Source organism: Methyloversatilis sp. NSM2 (genome assembly GCF_038066675.1).
In the GTDB taxonomy this organism is placed as follows: Bacteria; Pseudomonadota; Gammaproteobacteria; order Burkholderiales; family Rhodocyclaceae; genus Methyloversatilis; species Methyloversatilis discipulorum_A.
Map to the genome: position 1 here is coordinate 113,331 of NZ_JBBUKV010000004.1, position 20,682 is coordinate 134,012.

21 protein-coding genes are annotated in these 20,682 nt (G+C 60.9%); 8 read left to right on the forward strand and 13 right to left on the reverse strand.

What is annotated here, in order from left to right:
- Positions 1-7 precede the first annotated feature (7 nt).
- The 5 genes from WJU27_RS08220 (at position 8) to WJU27_RS08240 (ending at position 4,804) form a co-directional block, all read left to right on the forward strand.
- The gene (locus tag WJU27_RS08220) at positions 8-1,498 is read left to right on the forward strand and encodes a virulence factor TspB C-terminal domain-related protein (RefSeq protein ID WP_341421781.1); all 1,491 of its coding nucleotides are present in this window, start codon (positions 8-10) and stop codon (positions 1,496-1,498) included.
- 12 nt (positions 1,499-1,510) lie between these two features.
- Positions 1,511-1,816, forward strand: a complete 306-nt coding sequence (locus tag WJU27_RS08225) for a DUF2523 domain-containing protein (protein WP_341421782.1) — start codon at positions 1,511-1,513, stop codon at positions 1,814-1,816.
- Positions 1,813-2,964: a zonular occludens toxin domain-containing protein gene (locus WJU27_RS08230; RefSeq protein ID WP_341421783.1), complete on the forward strand. Its 1,152-nt coding sequence runs from the start codon at positions 1,813-1,815 to the stop codon at positions 2,962-2,964. Before WJU27_RS08225 ends, WJU27_RS08230 begins: the two co-directional genes overlap by 4 nt.
- Positions 2,949-3,752: a TraX family protein gene (locus WJU27_RS08235; RefSeq protein ID WP_341421784.1), complete on the forward strand. Its 804-nt coding sequence runs from the start codon at positions 2,949-2,951 to the stop codon at positions 3,750-3,752. Before WJU27_RS08230 ends, WJU27_RS08235 begins: the two co-directional genes overlap by 16 nt.
- 125 nt (positions 3,753-3,877) lie before the next feature.
- Entirely contained in the window at positions 3,878-4,804 is a 927-nt protein-coding gene (locus tag WJU27_RS08240; protein ID WP_341421785.1) for a hypothetical protein, read from the forward strand.
- A gap of 37 nt (positions 4,805-4,841) precedes the next feature.
- On the opposite strand, the gene WJU27_RS08245 is transcribed toward WJU27_RS08240, so the two are convergent.
- Genes WJU27_RS08245 through WJU27_RS08255 form a run of 3 tightly spaced genes read right to left on the reverse strand, consistent with a single transcriptional unit; the run spans position 4,842 to position 6,581 of the window.
- Positions 4,842-6,044, reverse strand: a complete 1,203-nt coding sequence (locus WJU27_RS08245; RefSeq protein WP_341421786.1) for a ParB/RepB/Spo0J family partition protein — start codon at positions 6,042-6,044, stop codon at positions 4,842-4,844.
- Between the two features lie 12 nt (positions 6,045-6,056).
- The gene (locus WJU27_RS08250; RefSeq protein WP_341421787.1) at positions 6,057-6,287 is read right to left on the reverse strand and encodes a hypothetical protein; all 231 of its coding nucleotides are present in this window, start codon (positions 6,285-6,287) and stop codon (positions 6,057-6,059) included.
- A gap of 3 nt (positions 6,288-6,290) precedes the next feature.
- Entirely contained in the window at positions 6,291-6,581 is a 291-nt protein-coding gene (locus WJU27_RS08255) for a hypothetical protein (RefSeq protein ID WP_341421788.1), read from the reverse strand.
- A 503-nt stretch (positions 6,582-7,084) separates the two neighbouring features.
- On the opposite strand from WJU27_RS08255, the gene WJU27_RS08260 reads away from it, so the two are divergent.
- Together WJU27_RS08260 and WJU27_RS08265 are read left to right on the forward strand one after the other, a co-directional pair.
- On the forward strand, positions 7,085-7,984 hold the full coding sequence (locus WJU27_RS08260; protein ID WP_341421789.1) for a tyrosine-type recombinase/integrase: 900 nt from the start codon (positions 7,085-7,087) through the stop codon (positions 7,982-7,984).
- A 229-nt stretch (positions 7,985-8,213) separates the two neighbouring features.
- Positions 8,214-9,023 (forward strand): DUF3800 domain-containing protein, encoded by an 810-nt coding sequence (locus WJU27_RS08265; RefSeq protein WP_341421790.1) that lies wholly within the window; start codon positions 8,214-8,216, stop codon positions 9,021-9,023.
- Between the two features lie 1,290 nt (positions 9,024-10,313).
- Here WJU27_RS08265 and WJU27_RS08270 read toward each other — a convergent pair.
- Positions 10,314-10,940: a c-type cytochrome gene (locus WJU27_RS08270; protein WP_029143619.1), complete on the reverse strand. Its 627-nt coding sequence runs from the start codon at positions 10,938-10,940 to the stop codon at positions 10,314-10,316.
- A complete protein-coding gene (soxC, locus tag WJU27_RS08275; RefSeq protein WP_341421791.1) occupies positions 10,927-12,237 on the reverse strand; it encodes a sulfite dehydrogenase in 1,311 nt (436 codons plus the stop codon). Before soxC ends, WJU27_RS08270 begins: the two co-directional genes overlap by 14 nt.
- A 246-nt stretch (positions 12,238-12,483) precedes the next feature.
- Between soxC and WJU27_RS08280 the strand changes: the two genes are divergently transcribed.
- A complete protein-coding gene (locus WJU27_RS08280; RefSeq protein ID WP_020164177.1) occupies positions 12,484-13,068 on the forward strand; it encodes a TetR/AcrR family transcriptional regulator in 585 nt (194 codons plus the stop codon).
- A 129-nt stretch (positions 13,069-13,197) separates the two neighbouring features.
- Here WJU27_RS08280 and WJU27_RS08285 read toward each other — a convergent pair whose 3' ends face one another.
- The 8 genes from WJU27_RS08285 to WJU27_RS08320 all read right to left on the reverse strand — a co-directional run bounded on the left by WJU27_RS08285 (position 13,198) and on the right by WJU27_RS08320 (position 20,681).
- Positions 13,198-13,647, reverse strand: a complete 450-nt coding sequence (locus WJU27_RS08285) for a GNAT family N-acetyltransferase (protein ID WP_341421792.1) — start codon at positions 13,645-13,647, stop codon at positions 13,198-13,200.
- Positions 13,648-13,678: 31 nt separating this feature from the next.
- Entirely contained in the window at positions 13,679-14,527 is an 849-nt protein-coding gene (locus tag WJU27_RS08290) for an amidohydrolase family protein (protein ID WP_341422112.1), read from the reverse strand.
- Between the two features lie 172 nt (positions 14,528-14,699).
- The gene (locus tag WJU27_RS08295; protein WP_232415994.1) at positions 14,700-15,593 is read right to left on the reverse strand and encodes an ABC transporter ATP-binding protein; all 894 of its coding nucleotides are present in this window, start codon (positions 15,591-15,593) and stop codon (positions 14,700-14,702) included.
- Positions 15,594-15,604: 11 nt separating this feature from the next.
- On the reverse strand, positions 15,605-16,426 hold the full coding sequence (locus tag WJU27_RS08300) for an ABC transporter permease (RefSeq protein ID WP_008060904.1): 822 nt from the start codon (positions 16,424-16,426) through the stop codon (positions 15,605-15,607).
- A gap of 3 nt (positions 16,427-16,429) precedes the next feature.
- Positions 16,430-17,293: an ABC transporter ATP-binding protein gene (locus WJU27_RS08305; RefSeq protein ID WP_020164173.1), complete on the reverse strand. Its 864-nt coding sequence runs from the start codon at positions 17,291-17,293 to the stop codon at positions 16,430-16,432.
- Complete coding sequence (locus WJU27_RS08310) at positions 17,293-18,645, reverse strand: ABC transporter permease subunit (RefSeq protein ID WP_020164172.1); 1,353 nt, start codon at positions 18,643-18,645, stop codon at positions 17,293-17,295. The genes WJU27_RS08305 and WJU27_RS08310 overlap by 1 nt, the downstream gene beginning before the upstream one ends.
- Positions 18,646-18,692: 47 nt before the next feature.
- Positions 18,693-19,832: an ABC transporter substrate-binding protein gene (locus tag WJU27_RS08315; protein WP_232415993.1), complete on the reverse strand. Its 1,140-nt coding sequence runs from the start codon at positions 19,830-19,832 to the stop codon at positions 18,693-18,695.
- Between the two features lie 123 nt (positions 19,833-19,955).
- On the reverse strand, positions 19,956-20,681 hold the full coding sequence (locus WJU27_RS08320) for a cyclic nucleotide-binding domain-containing protein (protein WP_341421793.1): 726 nt from the start codon (positions 20,679-20,681) through the stop codon (positions 19,956-19,958).
- Between the last annotated feature and the right edge of the window lies 1 nt (position 20,682).

Here is a 20,682-nt window from a genome sequence, read left to right on the forward strand (position 1 = left end):
GGGCCGCATGGATCATCTTCAATTACTGAGCCCGCAGCGGCTCGCACGCGCACTCGGCGCGTTTCTGCTCTCCCTCTTTCTCACCGTCTTGTCACTTCCGGCTGTAGCTGACTACGGCTCCATGGTGCGCTGGCGATACGATGGCAATGGACAGACCAATCCGTGGACCATGTCGCCAGGTGAGGCCTGCGCGAGTGTGTCGCCGCCTCGCACCCTTGGAACGCAGCACAACCAATACCAGTACTCCTGCCTCTACAACGGTTCCTGGTCTGGATACGCGTATGCCACTCGCTTTTGCTTCAATGCAAACGGGGAGCTTGAGGCGGTTACGCAGGGCACGACCACTTGCCCCGGAAATCCGGTATGCCCGAGCGGCCAGAACTACAACGCAGCGACGGGGCAGTGCGAGCTGACGGCGTGCGCTTCTGGTCAAGTGCGCAACACCATCACGCAGCAATGCCAGCCGCCCTGCCACGCAGCCGGCACCGCGGGCGGCTCGGCCTACGTCTCGCCCTGGACTGAGTTACCGAGGGCAATCTGTCGCGACGGCTGCAAGCTCAACGTAGGCGGTACAGGCCATCACATCCCCTGGTCGAACGGCACCACCCTGCACGTTGTGAATGGCCTGGTGCACACCGGCGAATTCTGCTCCGGTGACATCAACGGCGAGGGCGAAGGTAACGGCGAAGACGAGACCTACGAAGGTCCCGAAGACCTTGACCCGATTTCCGTTACGCCCGAGGAAGACCCGCCGCGGTGCGGTGCGGGTCAGTGCCCCGGCGAGTTCAATGGCGTCCACATGTGCGTGTCCTGCACCGACATCGCCAGTCCGGAAAAGCCCGTCACGACGTACGACCGTAAGACCGAAACCACCACGACCGGCACACCGCCGAACCAGACCACCGAGACAAAGACTACCGACACGAAGTCGACGCACGACGGCTCGGGCACGGTCACCAGCACGACCACGACCAGCACCACCAAGACCGACGCGAACGGCACGACCACGACCGAAGAGGGCAAGACCGAAAAGAAAGAATCGCAAGAGTCCTTCTGCAAGGAAAACCCGACGGTCGCCTTCTGCAAGAACGGCAAATGGGGCGGCGGCTGCGATGCCTTCACGTGCGAGGGGGATGCCGTGCAGTGCGCGATTGCCAGGGAGATCCACCAGCGCAACTGCGACATGAACGCTCCGAACGAATACAGCAACGCGGCCGAGAAGGTGGGTACTGGTACTGAGACCGGTGAGCAGTACCTGCAGACCGAGAAGGAACGCGAGGGCCTCGACGTTCAAGGCAAGTTCGCCAGCGAAGTTAGGGCCTCGCCCATCGCGGCAGCTTGCCCGGCGCCGCGCGTTGTTCCTCTGCCCGGTGGGAACAGTCTGGAAATCTCGTTCGAGAAGCCGTGCGAAGTTGCATCTCAGCTGGGTGCGTTTGTCGTCGCGTTCGCATATCTGGCTGCTGCTCTCATCGTACTCAAGAGTCCCGGCGGCGCATAAGGAGCTCGTACCATGGCATTGCCTTTCCTGCTTCCCCTCACTATAGGTGGCTGGCTTCTTCTGGCAGTCAATTCCCTCGTTGGCCGGGTCCTTATCGGCTTGGGTCTCGGACTGGTGACCTACAACGCACTTGATCCGTTGCTCAATGAGCTGCGAGACCGATTTTTCTCGGAGTTGTACGGCGTGCCGGCTGACGTCTTGGGCTTTGTCGGCCTGCTCAAGATAGGGGAGGCCGTCCAGATTATTTTCGCGGCACTTGTCACGAAGCTGTTCACGGTTGCGGCACAGGGCGCCATAAAACGCTGGGTGGTGAAGTGATCGAGCTGCAGACCGGCTTGCCTGGTGCCGGCAAGACGCTGCACACCATCTGCCGGATCAAGGCGAAGGCGGAAGCCGAGAACCGGCCGGTGTACTACGCCGGCATTCCGGGGCTGAAGCTCCCCTGGATCGAGCTCGAAGATCCGAAGAAGTGGTACGAGTGCGAGGCGAACGCCATCGTCGTTATCGACGAATCGCAGACCTACTTCCGGCCACGCGGCAACGGCTCGGCGGTACCGGATCACGTCGCCAAGCTCGAAACGCACCGCCACCTCGGTATCGACCTGGTGCTGATCACACAGCACCCGATGCTGATCGACAGCAACGTCCGGCGCCTGTGCGGCAAGCACTTTCATTCGGCCCGCCAGTTCGGCCAGCCGAAAGCCAAGGTGTTCGAGTTCGAGTCCGTAAAAGAGAACCCGCTGGCTGCTCGCGCAAACGCGCTCGAGCACACCTTCAACTTCCCGAAGGAAGCCTTCGACTGGTACAAGTCCGCCGAAGTCCACACCCACAAGACGAAACGGCCGGCGCGCTACTACCTGCTCTTCATCCTGCCGCCGCTCTTCCTTGGACTGGTCGGCTACGCCGTCACCTGGTTCTACCAGCGCACCCAGGGCGAACCGATCGCCGAAGGCGCAGCACCGCAGCAGCGCCAGCAGGCCGCACCACCGGCAAGCAGCCCGACCCGGTCGAGAGAAGGCAAGCTCACCACGGCGCAATACCTGCAGGAACGACAGCCACGCGTCGAAGGCCTCGCCTACAGCGCCCCGATGTACGACGAAGTCACGCGACCGAGCCAGGCGCCCTATCCCGCCGCCTGCGTCCAGTTGAAGGGAGAGTGCCGCTGCTACAGCCAGCAGGCCACGCGCCTCCCGATGCCGCGCCACCTGTGCGACGCCATCGTGAAAGACGGCTTCTTCATCGCCTGGGACACCCGCACCGCGGAGCAGAGAGAACGACGCAATGACGTGAAGGCGAGCGCCCCGCTGCTGGCCAGCGCCAGCACCGTCACGCCGTCGAACATGGTGATCGAAGCACCGCCCCCTCGGCCAGGTCTGAGCACAGGCCCCAGCAGCACCACGCCGCAGACCGAACAGCAGCCCTATCAACCGCGCGTGCCGCAGGGCTCACCATGGCGCGCACCCTGACCGCCCGACTGGGTGATGCAGCCGAGCGAGCAGTCGAAGCCGCCCGCGCCACAGTTCTCCCGATCCACCCGCTGCAGATCGACGTGCTCAAGCTGATCGCATGCGTCTGCATGCTGATCGATCACATCAACACCTGTCTGTATGACCGCGCATCCGTCTGGGCCTGGCTGATCGGCCGGCTCGCATTCCCGCTTTTCGGGCTGACCTTCGTGCTGACGCTGAAGGCGCACAAGGCCATGGCCACGGCGAAGCGTCTGTTCATCTGGGCGATCTGCACACAGCCGGTCTATGCGCTGGCCTTCGCCAACACGGGCTTTAGTCCATGGTGGGCCGGCAACATCCTGTTCAGCTTCGCGGCGGTGGCCTACCTGGTCGGACTGAGCCAGACGCCATCATGGGCAAACGTCGCCAAGGGACTTGCAGTGTTCGTGGTCGCCTCGATCATCCAGGCGCCGTCGTCGTTCGGTGTGGCAGGGCTGACCTACTTGCTCTCGCTGTATTACGCAGTCCGCGCGACACCGCGAGTCGCGACAGTACTAGCTGCGCTAGCGGGGGCAGCTGTCGCTTTTCTAAACCCCGGCTGGGTAGTCGTTGCAGGTGGGTGGGTAGCAGTCCTAGCCACCCTGATTTCTATGTCCATCGCCGCGCGCAAACTGACGCCGGTCCGGCTCGGTATTGCCAGTTGGCTACCTCTCATCTATGTCGCGCACCTTATCTTTCTCTGCGGAATTCTTGCCTTAGGGATGTCATTGGAGCCGACTTGGCCAAGCGCCCGCAATGCCATGTGAATACAAGCTGAGATTCCGCCGTATAATTGAAACGAGTGTGTGCTTGCACACGAGGCGTTCTGTGGTTAACTTGGCCTGATTAATTACACCAATGCGGCATCCACGCCCCCGGCAAGGAATCAACAATGCACGATCCGTCTATTATTCGACGTTTGGCTTTCATAAAGTACCTATACTCTATCGGGACCGAGCAATCAAAATCTCAGGATTTATACTCAGCCGCCTCGATTCTGACATTTCATGACGCCGTCGAATTATTCCTACAGCTTTCTTCCGAATACTTGGACGCGGGTGAATCTAAAGAATTTTTGGGTTACTGGGCTATTATTTCAAACAAACTTCCTGAGGGAGTCGAGCTTCCTCAAAGGGAGTCTATGCGCCGACTGAACAAAGCTCGCATAGCACTGAAGCACCACGGAAACCTGCCTTCCTCACACGATATCGATGCCTTCCGATACATAACAGAGAATTTTTTCATAGAGAGTGCGAAAGTTGTTTTTTCGCTTTCATTTGATGAAATCAGTCTTGTTGAATTTATTCGACCAGATTCCGCACGAAAAAAAATCTACGAGGCGGAGGTTGCCGCAAAGGAGAACAATAACGAACGTGCGCTTGAACTGATTTCAGTTGCGTTTGAAGAGGTTATTGACGACTACGAAAGTCGAAAGAAAGGATGGAGAGTTCGGTCGCCCTTCTTCTTTGGTCGCGATCTTAGATTTCCTGGAAGTCTGTCTATGGGCCTCCGTGGGTCTGAAACACGAAAGATGGCCGAATTCGTTGACAGAGTAAAAGAATCGTTGGAGTCCATGCAGACCGCGATTAAAATGCTAGCACTTGGAATAGATTACCGAAGGTATTCTAAGTTTTCATTTCATGTTCCCGCAGCAAGGAAAATGATGAGCGGGCAGTATTCTGTTCAACGAGTGGTCCATCCAAACCACCCTCTCCCCACATATGAAGACGTCCGCTACTGCATTGATTTCGTCGTCGAAACGGCCATTCGACTCAGAGATTTTGACTATGACATTCCGCTAAGCGTTAGAAATGGGTAGATGCGATCTTGTTTGGAAGATCGCATCTAGGTTTTTCTTAGTCTTTCGCATGCGAAACGACTCTTCCTCTGAAGTCCCGCACAAACCCGCGCAGCACCTCCTCCTCCGTCTCCGGAATCGGCTTCGCCTGCATCGCGACCCATAGCATCACCGGCAGCACGTCCGGCTCTTCTTCCAGCGCCGCTACCGCCGCCCGCTGCATCATCTTCTCGAACAGGTCGCCGCCAAGGGCATCGCTGATCACCTGCGTCCAGAACACCCGCGCTTCCGGCTCCAGCTGCGCATAGATCTCGAACTGTTCCTCGGTCGGCTCCTCCTCAAGCGTCGCCAAGTTGAGGATCTGATACATGCTGCACTGCCGTTGAATCCGCGAACGCCGCGCCGCTTCTGCCTGCTCTCGCCGATAGTCCTCGTACGCCGCTTCCCGCCTCGCCATCTCTTCCGGTGAGGCCTGCGAGTGCGTCTGCTGTTCACGCTCATGCCCGTCGGCATCGCCCGCGCCGTCCATCTGCCCGACCAGGTCGGCTTTCGGTTCCTTCGCCGTCCTCACGAGCTCGCGCAGCGAGTCCCGGTTCTCCTCGCCAGCCCGCAGTCGATCCATCGCCTGACGTGCGCCCCACCAGTCGAGCTCGGACAGTTCCTTCAGTGTCAGGATGACTTCCGGATCTTCGGTAACGCCGTCTTCCATTAGCTGCGCCACCGTCCAAGGAATGTTGTCGACGCACGCGATCCTCTTGCACACCCACGACCGCGACTTGTTCACCAGCTCGGCCAGCGCACCCAGGTTCATGCCCTCGTTGCGCAGTGCGAGCAGCGCGCGCCCCTCCTCGACCAAAGAAAGGTCCTCGCGCTGGATGTTCTCCGCGAGTTGCGCCGCCTTCGCATCCGCAGCGCTCATCTTCAGCACCACGGCCGGCAGCGCGCTGGCGGTTGTCAGCCGCACCGCCGCCGCGCGGCGGTGACCGGCCACGACCTGGTACTTGTTGCCCTTCGCTGGCGTCACCACGATAGGCTGCAGCAGCCCGCGCACCTCGATGTCCCGCGCAAGCTCCTGCAGCGCCGTCTCGTCCATCGCTTCCCGAATGTTCTGATCCGTCAGCAGGTCCGCCAACGGCACCAGCACCACATTCGCCACGCTGGCCAGCTCCGGCCGCTTCGCGCGGCTCGCCTTCGCTGCGCTCGCCGGCGCCTTCTTCATCGCCTTGGCCGGCGCCGCGTTCTTCTCGGTAGTCGTCGTCATGATCCGGCCTCCTCAGAACCACTTGTCCGCGAACGCGCCTTCGTTGCGATCGTCGTAGTTGTAGAAATCGAACGCCGCCGCCGCCTCCCAAGAGCCGGGCCGTTCGTGCTGAGAAATCGCGTAGTGCAGCAGCGCCTCGAGGTACTTCGAGGGCGTCGTGTCGTGACTGGCTGCGATCTCCGCCAGCTTGGCCTTGGCGGACGGGTGAATCCGGACAGCCGCCTTCTGAGTGTTCGTCCCCATGGCTCAGCCCTCCACCTGGTCGAGGGTCACCAGCTTCCCGAGCACCAGCATCGTCACCGGCACCGATTCCACGGCCATCGGCACCAGCGCCGCCAGCAGCACGCGCTCCGAGCCGTCGTCGCCATGCTGTACGAGTACAAGCTGCGTGCGGCACGACAGCTCCCTTTCCGTCAGCAGCCGCTGCGCAATGTCGAACAGCAGGCGTCCGCTCAACGTCGAGTGACCGTCGGTGGAGTGCTCGCAGAAGCCGTCGTCTTCCCATTCGCTATAATTCACTGAGAGTGTGTAACGCATGTCAATGTCCTTTCGTCTGTCAAAGCCGACCTAGCCGCTAGATTCCGAGCCCCCCGAGTGTTGTTTCGGGTTTTCTCGGATCGACAGGCTGCGGCGTCTCCTGCCGTCCCATCCGCTGAGTTCCTCGCCCCAAAGGGTCGCGGACAGCACGCGAAGCGTCTTCCACACAAAAAGCACGCAAGAAGGCGTGACAGCGGCTTCATCGCTGGCGCGAGTTCTTGCCTGCTTTCAAATCCAGGAAGCGATATGCGAGGAAGGAAGCGGATGGGACGGCGGGCGCAATCGGTCAAGCGGAGACAACCCGAAACCCCGCGAAGCGGGCTCCGGGCAAAGCCCGCAAACACCGGCTGTCCGAAGGACAGGGTCCGGCCTCGAGCTGGACGAGGTGTGCCCGCACACTTCGTCGCCTTTGACTTTCGGTGGTGCGCAGCACGACCGGGCCTTTCATACGGACTTAGGACAAGAACCTATCGTCAAACGATAATCATTCTTGACTCGTCCGAATGTCCGATAAAGAGGGCGACGGCATGACCGATTCAGACGGCATGCGTACATTCAAAGAGGCGGCGGAACGCTGGCAGGAAGAAACGCAGCACAAGCGCACCGCCCACGAAGACACCAGAAAGCTGCTTTGGATTGGCCGCCATCTGAACCACAGGCGGCTGCGGGAGATAGACAGCGACACCCTGCGCGACCTCGCGCGCGCTCGCCGCGCAGAAGGCTCAGGCCCAAGCACCGTGAACCGATACATGGCCCTCACCCGCGCCATTCTTCGGCGTGCGGCACTGGACTGGGAGTGGATCGACAGGGCACCACGCGTCCGCCTGGCGCCCGAACCGAAGCGCCGCGTCCGCTGGATCACGCCCGACCAGGCGCGCACCCTGCTCCAGGAGCTACCCGAGCACCAGCGCGACGCCTGCCTGCTCGCGCTGGCTACCGGCCTACGACAGCGAAATGTCCTCGGCTTGAAGTGGACCGACATCGACTTCCGCAGCCGGATCGCGTGGATCTACGGCGACGCCACCAAGAACGGCGAAGACCTGCAAGTTCCGCTGAACGACACCGCGCTCGAAGTGCTGAAACGGCGTCGCGGGCGGCATTCGGTCTATGTGCTGACCTACGCCGGGCGACCTCTGAAAAGTATCAATACCAGAAGCTGGCGCAAGGCCCTCAAGCGCGCCGGCATCACGAATTTCCGCTGGCACGACCTGCGCCACACCTGGGCGAGCTGGCTGGTGCAGCGACGCGTGCCGCTGTTCGTCCTGCAGGAACTCGGCGGTTGGCAGTCAGCCACGATGGTGCGCCGATACGCCCATTTGTCCCCGTCGGTCAATGCGCGTTATGCGGCGGAGATCGATCAGGAGTTCGCTCGGGATTCCAAATCGCAATACGGCCCGCTATAGTCGCGCAAGCTATTGGCATCAAGGACTGTGGACTGCGGTGACGCATGTGGCAGGAACGCAGGCCATGCAGCGCCCGGTTTTGCTGACTCATATCCTTGAGAGTAAGCACTTCATCTGCCGCAACACAATGACTACACAAGCAAAAGTACCTGTCTGGTTTGGTTGTTTCGCTAGACAAGGCCCAGCTTATGCGACGACGGTGTCGTCGACCTCACCTTAAAGGCAAAGCATGTACCTGCTGTACTGCGACGAAAGCAACCTTGAAGAGAAGGACAACGACTTCTTTGTCTACGGTGGCTTAGCAGTAGAGGCAAATGCGGCCGTTGCGTTATCCGCCGCAGTGGAGAAGATAAGAGAGGATGCCGGCATCGCTCCCGACTTTGTTCTCAAATTTAATCCAGGTCCAAAGCATCTAACTCACCAGGAGTTTAGTGCTGTGAAGCAGGCCGTCATTCAGGCGGCTGTACAACACAAAGCAATTTTTCTTGCGTCTCTTATCCTACACAACGTGGCAACAAGCCCTGATGAGGCGAGAAGAAACGCCATAAACACAATTTGTTTTCACTTCGACTGTCTGCTGAGTCGACCAAAGAGCCACGGCTTGGTGCTGATAGATCGTTTCGAAGACAAGAAGATTGATGGCCACCTTCGTGAAAAATTTTCTGTTGGTCTGACAGGGCTTCCCTACTCGGAAAAGATGAGGCTGAATCGAATAATCGGCTTCCACTACTCCGCCATCGGCCAGTCGCATTTCGGAAGTGTCATCGACATTGTCCTTGGCTCATTCAGGTTTGCGGTTAATGCACATACGCGGCAGGAACAAGGAAAGCTGCCAACGGCTAAGACGATGCTTGACCTTATCGCACCACTTTTTTTCTCAGAGAATCCGAAGGGGTTAATCTCAGAAATTAGTCTGTGCTTTAGTCCAAAGGTAATCAAAGCCGCAAAGTATCGGACGAGGTACGAGCAGCTCAAAGCGTTCCTATCAGAGAACGCGATTGTCGCGGAGCAATCCATAGTGGGCGAGAGGCTCTTCTGAAACGCCCCTAAAGAGAGGTTCAAGACGACTTTCACCGCTCCGCTGTTGCTCCGGCGTGGCTGCGACTGAAGCTTGGCGTTAGACTTGTTTGTTGAAGAAGGAATACAGATGGCAAAAAAAGAAGTGACTTCAAAGAGCGTGGCCAGCAAGGCTGCAAAAACGCTAGCATCCCCTAGCAGCAGTAAGGCGGCCAAATCGGCCGCCGGTAGCGCGCTTTCCCAGCGGAAAGCGCCGAACAAAGAAACGTCAAGCGCGGCAGCTAGCGCAGCGTCCAAGACCTTAAAGAGTTCAACTTCTTCCAAGGCAGCAAAGAGTGCGGCCGGATCTGCCCTTACACAAAAGGCGCATAGCGGCACGAATAGTGGTGGGCCACGGAAGCCGAAGAAATGAAGCTCCAAAACGCACTTGAGAACTACTATTTCCATACAGGGAAAGTAAGCGACATTGCGCGACAGTTAGCCTTCGCAGCAATCGCAGTGATTTGGCTTTTTAAAGCAGGGGACGGGACATCCATCTCGCTACCCAAGGAACTGCTTCAGCCATTGAAGCTTGTAGTGATATGTCTTGCGCTAGATCTACTCCAGTACATTTTTGGCACGGTTGTCTGGGGCATTTTTCATCGATGGAAGGAGCGGGCAGGCACATCGGAGTCCAGTGAATTCAAAGCGCCTAGCTCAATCAACTGGCCCGCGCTCATTTGTTTCTGGTCAAAGACCGTAGTGCTTGCGTACGCGTACTGGGAACTCTTCTCTTATGTAGGGTTCATCATTAATCAATCGTAGTCGGCGACCGCAATGCGGCGCCCTTTCTTTGCTCACTAGCCTAACTGTCTGTTTAACGCGGACGTCAATGCAGATGTTGAACTCTATGCGATGAATCAGCCAAGCTTATGATGATAGAGCGCTCAACCAGATTTGGATGAACGCCCCCACCCTTACGGACTGTTAATCCGTAGGTCCCTGGTTCGAGCCCAGGTCGGGGAGCCAAGACACAAAAGGCCCGCAGCGATGCGGGCCTTTTCCGTTTACACGCCGAATTCAATTTTTGCGGCGAAGCGAATGCCTGTGTAGCGCCCCGCCGTGCGATGTCGGAGTGCGGGACGAGACCAACGTAACCCGGCCGACCAGATCCCGTGAGGCGGATGAGATCGGCCGGGTATGGACACACCTCCTGGCGTCGGAGCGGTCGGCCACGCCGACGCTACCCCGGCAATCCATCAGTCAGTATCAGCTCGTGCAGTCCTGATCACTGTCTGCCGTGTAGATGGCGAACGTATCTGCCATCGCCTCCTCAAGGTGCTGCAACGCTTGTGCGAAGCGGCTTGCAGTCCTGCATGCACCGGGCAGCGCTCGTATCCGGCCGGTCGTCGACGATGAAGCCGTCCCGATTCGGCATGCGGATCGCCGCCAGGCTGGTCGAATTCATCTCGGCATCCTGCTCCACCAACCCGTTGAGATGCAGCAGATAAGCAGTCACCGCATAGGTTTCGTCGTTGCTGAGCGACTGCGGTTCGGTCAGCGGCATGGCGCGGCGGATGTAATCGAACAGTGCCGGCGCATACGGATACATGCTGCCCGGCGTGAGCAGACGCTTGTCGGTCTTGAACGAGCCGATACCGCCGACCATGGTTCCGAACATCGGTCCGCCTGCGGCCGCGGCGCCATGGCAGGACGCGCACTTTGCGTCGAACACGGCCTTCCCCGTCCGTGCGTTGCCCGATCCCGAGGGCAGGCCCTGCCCGTCCGGACCGCGGACATCGATATTCCAGGCGGCAAGATCCGCTTCGACGACAGGGGTGCCGAGCGCCATCGATCGAGCGTGAGGCGATGCCGTCGCCGAATTCACCGCATTTCCGGCGCAGCCCATGAGCGCCATGGAAGTCGCCAGGGCCATCGTCACTGTTTCAAGCGATCGCATTCTTCACCTCCCCTGCTTCGTTGATGGACCACGGAAACACACCATTGTGGTGCTGCACGAAGCCGGTGATCGCGCGCACCTTCTGGATGTCCTCGACCGTCGGCTGGACGTAGCCGGTCGAGTCGACACAGCGGCTGGCGATCGTTGTCGGACCACCGTTCCAGTTCCACTGCAGCCGGAATCGCGTCAGGCACTTGTCCATCACCGGCCCTTCCAGCTGAGCCTGGCGCCAGGTACGGCCGCCGTCGAGCGTGACGTCCACGGCGCGTATGCTCCCATTGCCGGACCATGCGAAGCCGACGATCTCGATCGGACCCGGGCGGATCTTCATACTGCCCGACGGGGAGGTGATCACCGACTTCGCCTCCATCTCGAAACTGAACTGGCGCCACTTCCCGTCGGGCATCGGATCGGTGTAGCGCGCGGTCTCGCTGCGCAGATGCCAGGGCTGGTCGCCCAGCTTGAGCCGGCGCAACCACTTGATGCTGACATTTCCCTCCCAGCCTGGAATGAACAGACGGAGCGGGTAACCGTTTTCCGGTCTGAGCATTTCGCCGTTCGACGCGTAGACGATGAGCGCATCCTCCAGCAGCTTCTTCATCGGAATGCTGCGTGCGTGAGCTGCACCGTCCGCGCCCTCGGCCAGTGCCCAGGTGGCGGACGGCGAGACGCCCGCCTCGTCGAGCAGCGTCGATACCGGAATGCCGGTCCACTGGGCGCACGACAGCAGTCCATGCGTCTGCTGCACGGTGCGGGCCGCCGGCTTCAGCCAGTCGGTGAGGCCATTGCCCGAGCACTCCATGAAGTGGAAGCGTGATACCGACGGGTACTTCATCAGGTCGGACATCGAAAAGACCAGCGGCTGGCGGACCATGCCGTGAATGGCGAAGCGATGCTGATCGGGGTTGATGTCCGGTACCCCGTTGTGGTGCCTTTCGTAGATCAGCCCGTTCGGCGTGACGGTACCCAGTTGCTGATGCAGCGGCGTGAAGCTCCAGTCCGAGTAGTTCTGCCTGTTAACGAGAACATCGGTTCGCCGTCGTTTTACGTGCGACTCGTATTTCGACGGCATCCCATATTCTTCCGGCGGCAAGGGGCGTCCGAGCGCCTTGTTCGATTCCGGCACCGCGAGCGGCTCCGCGCGCGCGACACCGACGCCAGCCAACCCGGTTACCGCGGCAGCGGCCGTCTTCGCGAGCATCGCCCGTCGCGACGGATTGTGCGTAATCGAACTGTGCGCCTCGAGTTCGGCCCGAGCGGCCTTGACCAAACGTACTCCGTCAATCTTCTGATCCACGATGACCTCCAGGTGGTTGGGAACATCCGATGACCGGGACTGTACCGATCGGTCGGTATACTACGTCGGCGTACTGGTTGGATCAATCAATTCATTCGGGCGGCGGACGAAACTCGCTCCGTGACATCCCCACCGTGTGGGTGTCGCTCAACACATCGCTTTGGGCACGATGCTTTGAACGCAAGGCACAGTGGGTAATTTATGATCTGCAGATCTTTGGACTCTGGCCCCTCCGGGGCCGACCTCATGAGCGTCGACACGAAGGACGACCGTTCGCAGCGGGCACGCATCGTCAAGGCGGCCGCCCGCCTTTTTGCCGAGCGCGGCTATCACGCGGTGGGAATGACCGAGCTGCAGAACGCAGTCCAGCTTGGCCGCGGGGCGCTCTACCACCACATCCGCAGCAAGGACGACCTTCTCTACGACATTGCGCGCGAGTACATCACCGATCTGAACGAACTTGCAGTGACCGCCGAACAGGAAGCGGACCCGAGAAGACGCATCTGCATACTGGGTCACCACCTGATCTCGATGATCGCGTCCCATCAGGCGGAGCTGACGGTGTGCTTTCGGGAAGTCCAGTCGCTGACCGATACGCGCCGTGCGGAAGTGCTGGCGCTGCACACGCGCTACGAACGTGTCTGGAAGGACGCCTTCATCGCCGGCGCCGAACAGGGTCTCTTCAGGCCATACGACCCCGTGGTGCTGAAAGGCGTACTGGGCATGTATTTCTACAGCTACCTCTGGATGCGACCGGACGGTTCCCTCGGCGCCGAGACGATCTCCGAGCGCTTCAACGAGATGGCGCTCCGCATGCTGGCGCTTGACTGACCCTCCGCCGATTCGTACGTCGCTGGAGACACCGGCGCGCTTCCGGCGCGGAGCAAGCGGTACGTCGCTGCCTACCTTTGATCCTTGAAGCGTGACGATGCAGGCCATCGACTTCGTCGTCGACATGGTTCAGAACTCGATCATGAAGCTGTAGCCATGCCGCTCGAACCCGAGCATTTCATAGAAGCGGTGCGCCTTTTCTCGCCTCAGGTGACTCGACAGCGCGAGCTTGTAGCAGCCGGCCTGCGCACAGCCCTCCATGGCGAAGCGCATCATTGCCTGACCTACTCCACTGCTGCGGCGCCCCGGTGCGACCACGACGTCCTCGACGATCGCGTGCGGACGCCCGCCATGTGCAAGCCCGTCGATGATGATGAGGGCGAACGTCCCCACCCGTTCGCCGTCGCATTCGGCGACGTACACCCGGTAGTCCGGGTATCCCTCGATCCGCTGGAAGCGCGCACGGGCATCGGCCAGCGGCAACGATGGCTCGGGCGAAAAGTCGAGCGATGTGTACATTTCGAGCAGCCAGGCGACGTCATCATCGTCTGCCCGTCGTATCGATATGGCTTGCCCCATCGAGTTCATCGCCGCCTCCCCGCCCGTCGACTCAAAGCCCCAGAACCTGCTTCGCGTTGCCGCCCATCACCTTGTGGATGACCGATTCCTTGAAGCCGAGGGTACGGTAGTCCTCGACGGACTGACCCATCGCACGGAACGGATAGGAACTGCCGAACAGCAGCTGGTCCTGCATGAAGCCGTTGGCGGCCTCGACATACAGCGAACCACCGGGCAGGAAGATGTACATGTCCGCCACGACGAACACGTTGTCCCAGCGGAAGGCGATGCCGATCATCTCGTTCACATAGGGCCAGAAGCCGTGATAGCAGACGATCTTGAGCTGCGGGAAATTCTTGGCCACACGTCCGATGGACGCCGGATCCGTCAGCTCGAAGCGCGGCGTGGTCGGACCCGACATGATGGTCACCGGCACGCCGAGCGCCTGGCAGGCCTCATAGACCGGATAGAGCTGTGCATCGTCCGCGGCGACCTGCGGGTTGCAGAAGCCGGGCTCGATGTTGATGCCCTTGAGGCCGAGCTTTCTGACCGCACGTTCAATCTCGTCGGTCGCCGCCTTGATGCCGCTGGCGTGCGGATCGACCGAGCCGATGCCGACGAGCTCCTTGTGCTCCGACACCATCTTCATGATCTCATCGTTCGAATGCTTGATCCCCGGCGTGTCCCGGCCAACCACCACCGCCTGCGCAATCCCGGCCGCCCGGATCTCCTTGACGAAGGAACTGGCGTTCTTCGAGCGGGTGAAATGCAGCTCGTCCTGGGATCCGGTCCGGCGGTTCAGCCACTTCACCACCTCGAACGAGGGGGTGTCGGGCGTTGCGCCATAGAAATCATGCAGGTAGGAAGGTCTGCTGCGCATGTCGATCACGTTCTGGGTCATGGTGTCCGCCTGTCTTGAATAGTTAAGAGTGGGGCTTTCTTTGCCCCGTCCGGCTGTTGCGCGGAGGCGCGATGAAGCGACTCCACGTTTTTCTGGCGCGAGCGCTCCCTGCGGGCGCACCGTCAGGCACGCCCGTCCGGGTGTCGACGCACGCGCCATGCGGCGCGACGTGTCACGCCCTCTGTGATCTCCTTGCATAGGATTCGACGAAGTCGGCGGCCGCCTTGCTGCCGCCGGCGAAGGACCTCATCGCCTCCTCGTGCAGCAGTGACAGTGCGGTCATCTTCACCTCGTTGGCGCGGTCGCCAAGGAAGAAGTCGGCCAGCTTGCGCGGCCGCGGAATGTCCACCTCGATGGTGGCTCTCACCCGGGTCGGGATGTTGCTCATGATGATCAGGCGGTCGGCCAGGAACAGCGCCTCATCGATGTCGGTAGTGACGAAGAAGGTGGTGCGGCGCGATTCCTCGTACAGCGCCGAGTAGTACTCCCACATCAGCTCCTTCGACATCGCGTCCAGTCCGCGGAAGGGCTCGTCGAGGATCATCACCTCCGGGTTGTTGATCATCGCGCGCGCCAGCTCCGCCCGGCGCTGCATGCCGCCCGACAGCTGCATCGGATACTTGCTGCGGAAGTCGCGCAGGCCCACCTTGTCGAGCAGGAACTCGGCGAGATCGCGCGCCTTCTTGTCGTCCTCACCTCGCGCAATCGGTCCGTACATGATGTTGTCGTAGGACGTCATCCACGGAAAGAGCGCCGACTCCTGGAACACCACCAGTCGATCCCGACCTGGCCCGGTGACCGGCTTGCCATTCAGCAGGATGTTGCCGCTCGTAGGCTTCTCGAAACCCGCGAGCAACTTGATCAGGGTGCTCTTGCCGCAACCGGAGGGACCGATCATCACGGTGAGCTTGCCGCGCTCGACATTGAACGAACAGTCCTTCACTACCTTCTTCTCGAACAGCCCCGTGCCGTAGGACTTGCAGACATTGCTGACGATCATCTCCCCGGCACTGATCGCGATCTTGCTGGTGATCGGCGCCATCGCACCGTGTTGTGCACTTGCCATGATTCGCCTCCTTACCGTGTTCTGAGCCAGGGCGTGAAGAAGCCGCCGATGCCGCGCAGAAGCTCGCTGCACGCATAGCCGGCGATGCCGATGCTGATCATTCCGATGACGATCTGCTCATAGGAGCCGCCGACATAGGAGTTCCAGATGAAGAACCCGAGTCCGCCGCCCGACCCCCCGCCGCCACCGCCGCCGGAAATCATCTCTGCGGCCACCACCACGTTCCAGGTGATGCCCATGCCCACCGATGAGCCCACGACGATGGACGGCACGGTCGCCGGCAGCACGATGCGCTTGAAGATGTCCCACTGCGACGAGCCCATCGCCTGCGCCGACTGGTAGAAGCGCATGTCGATCGAGCGCGCACCACCCAGCACGTTGATCACCACCGTGAAGAAGGCGCCGAGGAAGGTGACGAACGCAATCGACAGCTCTTCGGTCGGCCAGAAGATGATGGCGACCGGCACCCAGGCAAGCGGCGGTATCGGTCGCAGGATCTCGAACGACGGGAAGGTGATCGAATTGAAAGTTCGACTGACCGCCATCAGCAGGCCAAGCGGAATGCCTATCACCATCGCCGCGACGAAGCCGCTCAGTACGCGCATCAGACTCAGATACCAGCTCTGCCAGTAGCCGGTATCACCCAGAAGATCCCACCACACCGCCAGAACGCTGGTCGGCGGTGGTACCAGTCCGATCCAGGGCATGGTGAAGCCCGCCCATTCCTTCGACCTCGATCCCGCCTCCCAGAGAATCAGGAAGACGGTGATCGACACGATGGCGCGCAGCGTGGTGCGGCTGAACAGCGAACGCCGTATCTTCTTCATGTTCATCGCTCAACCCTCCTTCTCGCCGGAGGCGAAGGACTTGCGCGCCTCTTCATGCACGACCGACGCGGTTTCCTCGAGCAGTTCGCGGAAACGCGGGCTGGTCAGCACGCTGTAGTCCCGCGGATGCGGAATGTCGACCTCGAGCACCTTCTTCGGGCGGCATGGACGCGTCGTCATGATCACCAGCTTGTGGCCGAGGAAGATCGCCTCTTCCAGGTCGTGGGTGATGAAGAAGATGGTCACCTTGTTCTTGTAGTAGATGTCGAGCAGCGACTCGTGCATCACCGACCGGGTCAGCGAATCGAGCGCCCGGTAGGGCTCGTCGAACAGCAGCACCTTGGGGTCGTTCATCAGTGCGCGCACGATCTCGACCCGCCGCCGCAGGCCCGACGACACCTCGCCCGGATAGTTGTGCTCGGTGCCGCTGAGGCCGGCATCCGCCATCATGCTGCGCGCCTTCTCGATGATTTCCTTCTTGCTCAGCTTGCCCTGCATCATCGGGCCGAAGGCGACGTTCTCGAGATTCGTCTTCCACGGGAACAGCGCGCCGTTCTGGAACACCACGATGCGGTCGGCGCCGGGGTCTGCCTTCGGCTTGCCAGGGCCGCAGAGCATCTCGCCATCCATGTAGATGGCGCCCGAAGTGATGTCGTGGAAACCTGCGATCGCGTTCAGCAACGACGTCTTCCCGCAGCCGGACGGCCCGACGATCATGCAGATCTCGCCCGCCTTGATGTCCAGCGTGCAGTGATCGACAGCCATTACGGCGGCACCTTCCGGATCGTAGATCTTGACCACGTCGTCGATCCGGATCGCCCCGTAGCGCGCCTCGTTGCCCTGCGTACGTACCTTCTCAAGCACAGCACTCATCACCGACCTCCCAGAGCCATTTCACGCAGACGCCACTGCATCATGTAGTTGCCGGCCACCCGGACCATCGCGCTCGTCGTGTAACCGACGATGCCGAGAGTCACCATGCCGATGATGATGGTGGGGTATCTGACCATCGTGTAGGACGTGTTGATCACGTAGCCCAGTCCGTACTGCCCCGACACCATCTCACCAGCCACCAGCGAGAACCACGCGACACCGACCGATATCTGCAGTCCGGTAAACACGTAGGGCATGGAGCCCGGCACGATCACTTCCTTGAATACCTGCCAGCGATTCGCCCCGAGACAGCAGGCGGCACGCGTGTAGGACTCGTCGATCGACTCCACACCGAGCATCGTGTTGAGTGCGGTCGCAAAGAAGGAGGCGAGGAAGGTGAGGAAGATGACCGGCGTCTCGCTGCCGGAGAACATGATGATGGCCAGCGGCACCCATGCGAGGATCGGGATCGGGCGAAGCAGCTCGAACACCGGGAATACGTACTCGCGGAAGCTGCGCGACCATCCCAGGAACAGCCCCAGCGGCACCCCGAGCACGGTCGCCAGCAGGAAGGCGATGGCTACGCGTCGTATGCTCACCCATATGTGCTGGTAGTACTCAGCCGTGTAGATCGACATGCCATAGACCGGATCCTCGGCGAACCACTCCTTCACCACCGTAGTCAGGCCCGGCAGATCCTCGAAACGCGGCAGCTTGAGCACCTCCACCGTCAGGTACCAGAAGCCCAGCATCAGTGCGAAGCCCACCATCATCAGGTAGGGGTCGGGGCTCCTCAGCCATTCGCCTGCCCGGTACATGGTCAGTGTCCACGCTGAAGCCGTCTGCGGCTCGGCCTCGTTCGAGGCGGGGGCATGTGTGTCACCCACCTTGGACAGCGTGGTCGGCACGCGCTCGGACACCGACGGCGGCAGGTAGTACTGCTGGCTGATGAGCTGGGAAAAGCTCTTCAGCGCCGCCTCGCCGAAATTGACGTCCTTGCGCAGAAGGTCGAGCAGGCGTGCGCCGTCGATCTTCAGGACTTCGGCCGCCTCGATACAGGCGACGTCGGCAAGCCGCACCTTCTCGCCCTCGAGTATCGCGGCCCAGCCGAAGACGTCGCCGACCTGCAGCTCCTTCTCATGCACACGCGCCTTGATTTCCGGATCTATCCGATGCGCTACCCGGCCCGAAACCAGTACGTAGACCTCTTCGGCTGGCTGACCAGCCCCGTAGATGACCTCACCCGCCTTGAAGACCTCATGTCTCGAGATCTCGGCAATGCCGTCCAGCGTTTCCGGCGACACGACCTGGAAGGGCAAGGTCCGCTTAAGCAAGCGTTCGACTTGTTCCATGTTCCCTCGCATTCAACGTGTGACGCGTCCGCCCCGTGCGGACGCGCTCAGTTACCCTTGTAGGCGGACTCCGGCAGCGCCTTGACGGCACCGATCGGCGAAGTCAGTCCGCGCTCCTTGAGGACAGCCTGGGTGAACTCGGGCATCACGGCTTCCGGGCGAAGCTTGTCGACGTTGATGCTCTTGATGGCGAACAGGAAGGCGGTGGCATCGGTAATGAGTGCCTGAACTTCGGGCGTGATCGTGAAGGGAAGCAGCAGGCGCTGATCGACGCCGCCGGCGCTGTCCGGATAGCGCAGGAACATGGAGGACCAGAGCGCACGCTCGGTGAAACCGGTGGTCTGTTCCATCGCCATGCGAGCGATTTCCTGCGCATTGGCAGGGTCAGCGAGGAAGAGCTGGGCATCGAGCTCCGCGTTCAGCCAGGCCTTCACGACATCCGGACGGGTGCGGATCAGGTCCTCACGCATGGTGAGAAAGCCGCCGTCGCTCTCGTCGACCGCCGTTCCGGACGCGACGCGCTTCGCCAAACCTTCCTGCACCAGGCGTGACGCCGTCGGCTCCCAGACCACCGCGGCGTCCAGCTTGCCGGCGCGGAAGCCGCTGGTGATGACTTCGATGTTCTGGTTCAGATAGGCGCCCGGGGTGATGCTCTCCTTCTTGAAGGTCTCCTGCGCGAAGCGGTCGGTGCAACTACCCTTGGGCACCGCCACGTTCTTGCCGTTGAGCCACTTCAGTGCCTCCTTCGGCGATGCGAAGTTGGGCGCGTCCTTGCGGGCGAGAAAGATGTTGCACTGGTCCTTGCCCAGGCCGAGCGCCGCGACGATGCGGATGTCGGCGACCTGCTGCTTGGTCGTCGATACGATGCCCGGCATGTCGCCGACGTAGCCGATGTGCTGCTTGCCTGCGAGCATCGCATTGACGACGACCGCGCCCTGCAGGCCCACCGCGAAGTCGACCTTGGAGCCCTTGGGCAGATACTTCTCGTAGAACTTCTTGCCGCGCATGACGACGCCCGACCACGACTCCGTGTAGTAGGGCTGATAGCCCACCACGAGCTTCACCGGTTCGCCCACCTTGCCGAAGTTGATGTCGCCGGCCTGCGCGACGCCACCTGCCAGCGCACACGCCGCCGCTGCAAGCAGCGTCGACACCATCCTGCATACCCGATTCCTGAGATTACCCATGGCAAACTCTCCTCCTGATTGTTGGTATGGACACCGAAGTCTCCGCACTGCCACATCACTGCATCTGCATACCTTCTCCTCCGTTCCTTCCGGATACTTCGGGACCGTCTGTCCGGTCCGGTACTAACTGTTCTGGGGTCCTGTCGTGTGGCGTGCGACCAGCGTCGCCAGCCGTCGCATCACCATCAGCCCCGAGGTCGGATCGGCCTCCAGCGCATCGAGCATGGCTTCGCCGTTCAGCCGCAACAGCACCGAGTCCTCATGGCAGACGGCGCGGGCGATGCGTCGAGGGTGCTGCTCAAGCAAAGCCGCCCAGCCGAACACTTCGCCCTTGCGCAACATGAAGCCCGCGAGCCGCGTGCGGTCGTCGCGCCCTATCGTGAACTCCACGCGGCCTGACTCGAGCACGTAGAGGTCGTCGGCTGGATCGTCGACCTCGTAGATCACCGTGCCCGCCGAGAGCTGCTCCCGTCGGGCCAATCCCTCCAGCCGCTCGAGTGACGCCGCCGAGACGTCCTTCAATATGTCCACCGCCTTGAGCGCACTCGACTGCAGTACGAAGATCTCGCCATCGCTGACCTCCACCTCGTACTTCTCGAGCGGCGCCTCGGCCAGGCCGACCGCCTCACCGGTCCGGATGTCCCACTGCCACAGATGCTGATGACAGGTGAGCAACTGGCCGTCGAAGTAACCTTCGTCGAGGCACACGTCCTGGTGCGGACACAGCCCCTGATATGCATGGAAGCACTCGCCAGCGTTCACGACGAGGATCTTCATGCCTTCGATGTCGTAGCTCTTCATCCCGTTGTCCGGGACGTCCGACGCGCTGCAGATTCGCTGTTTTTGCATG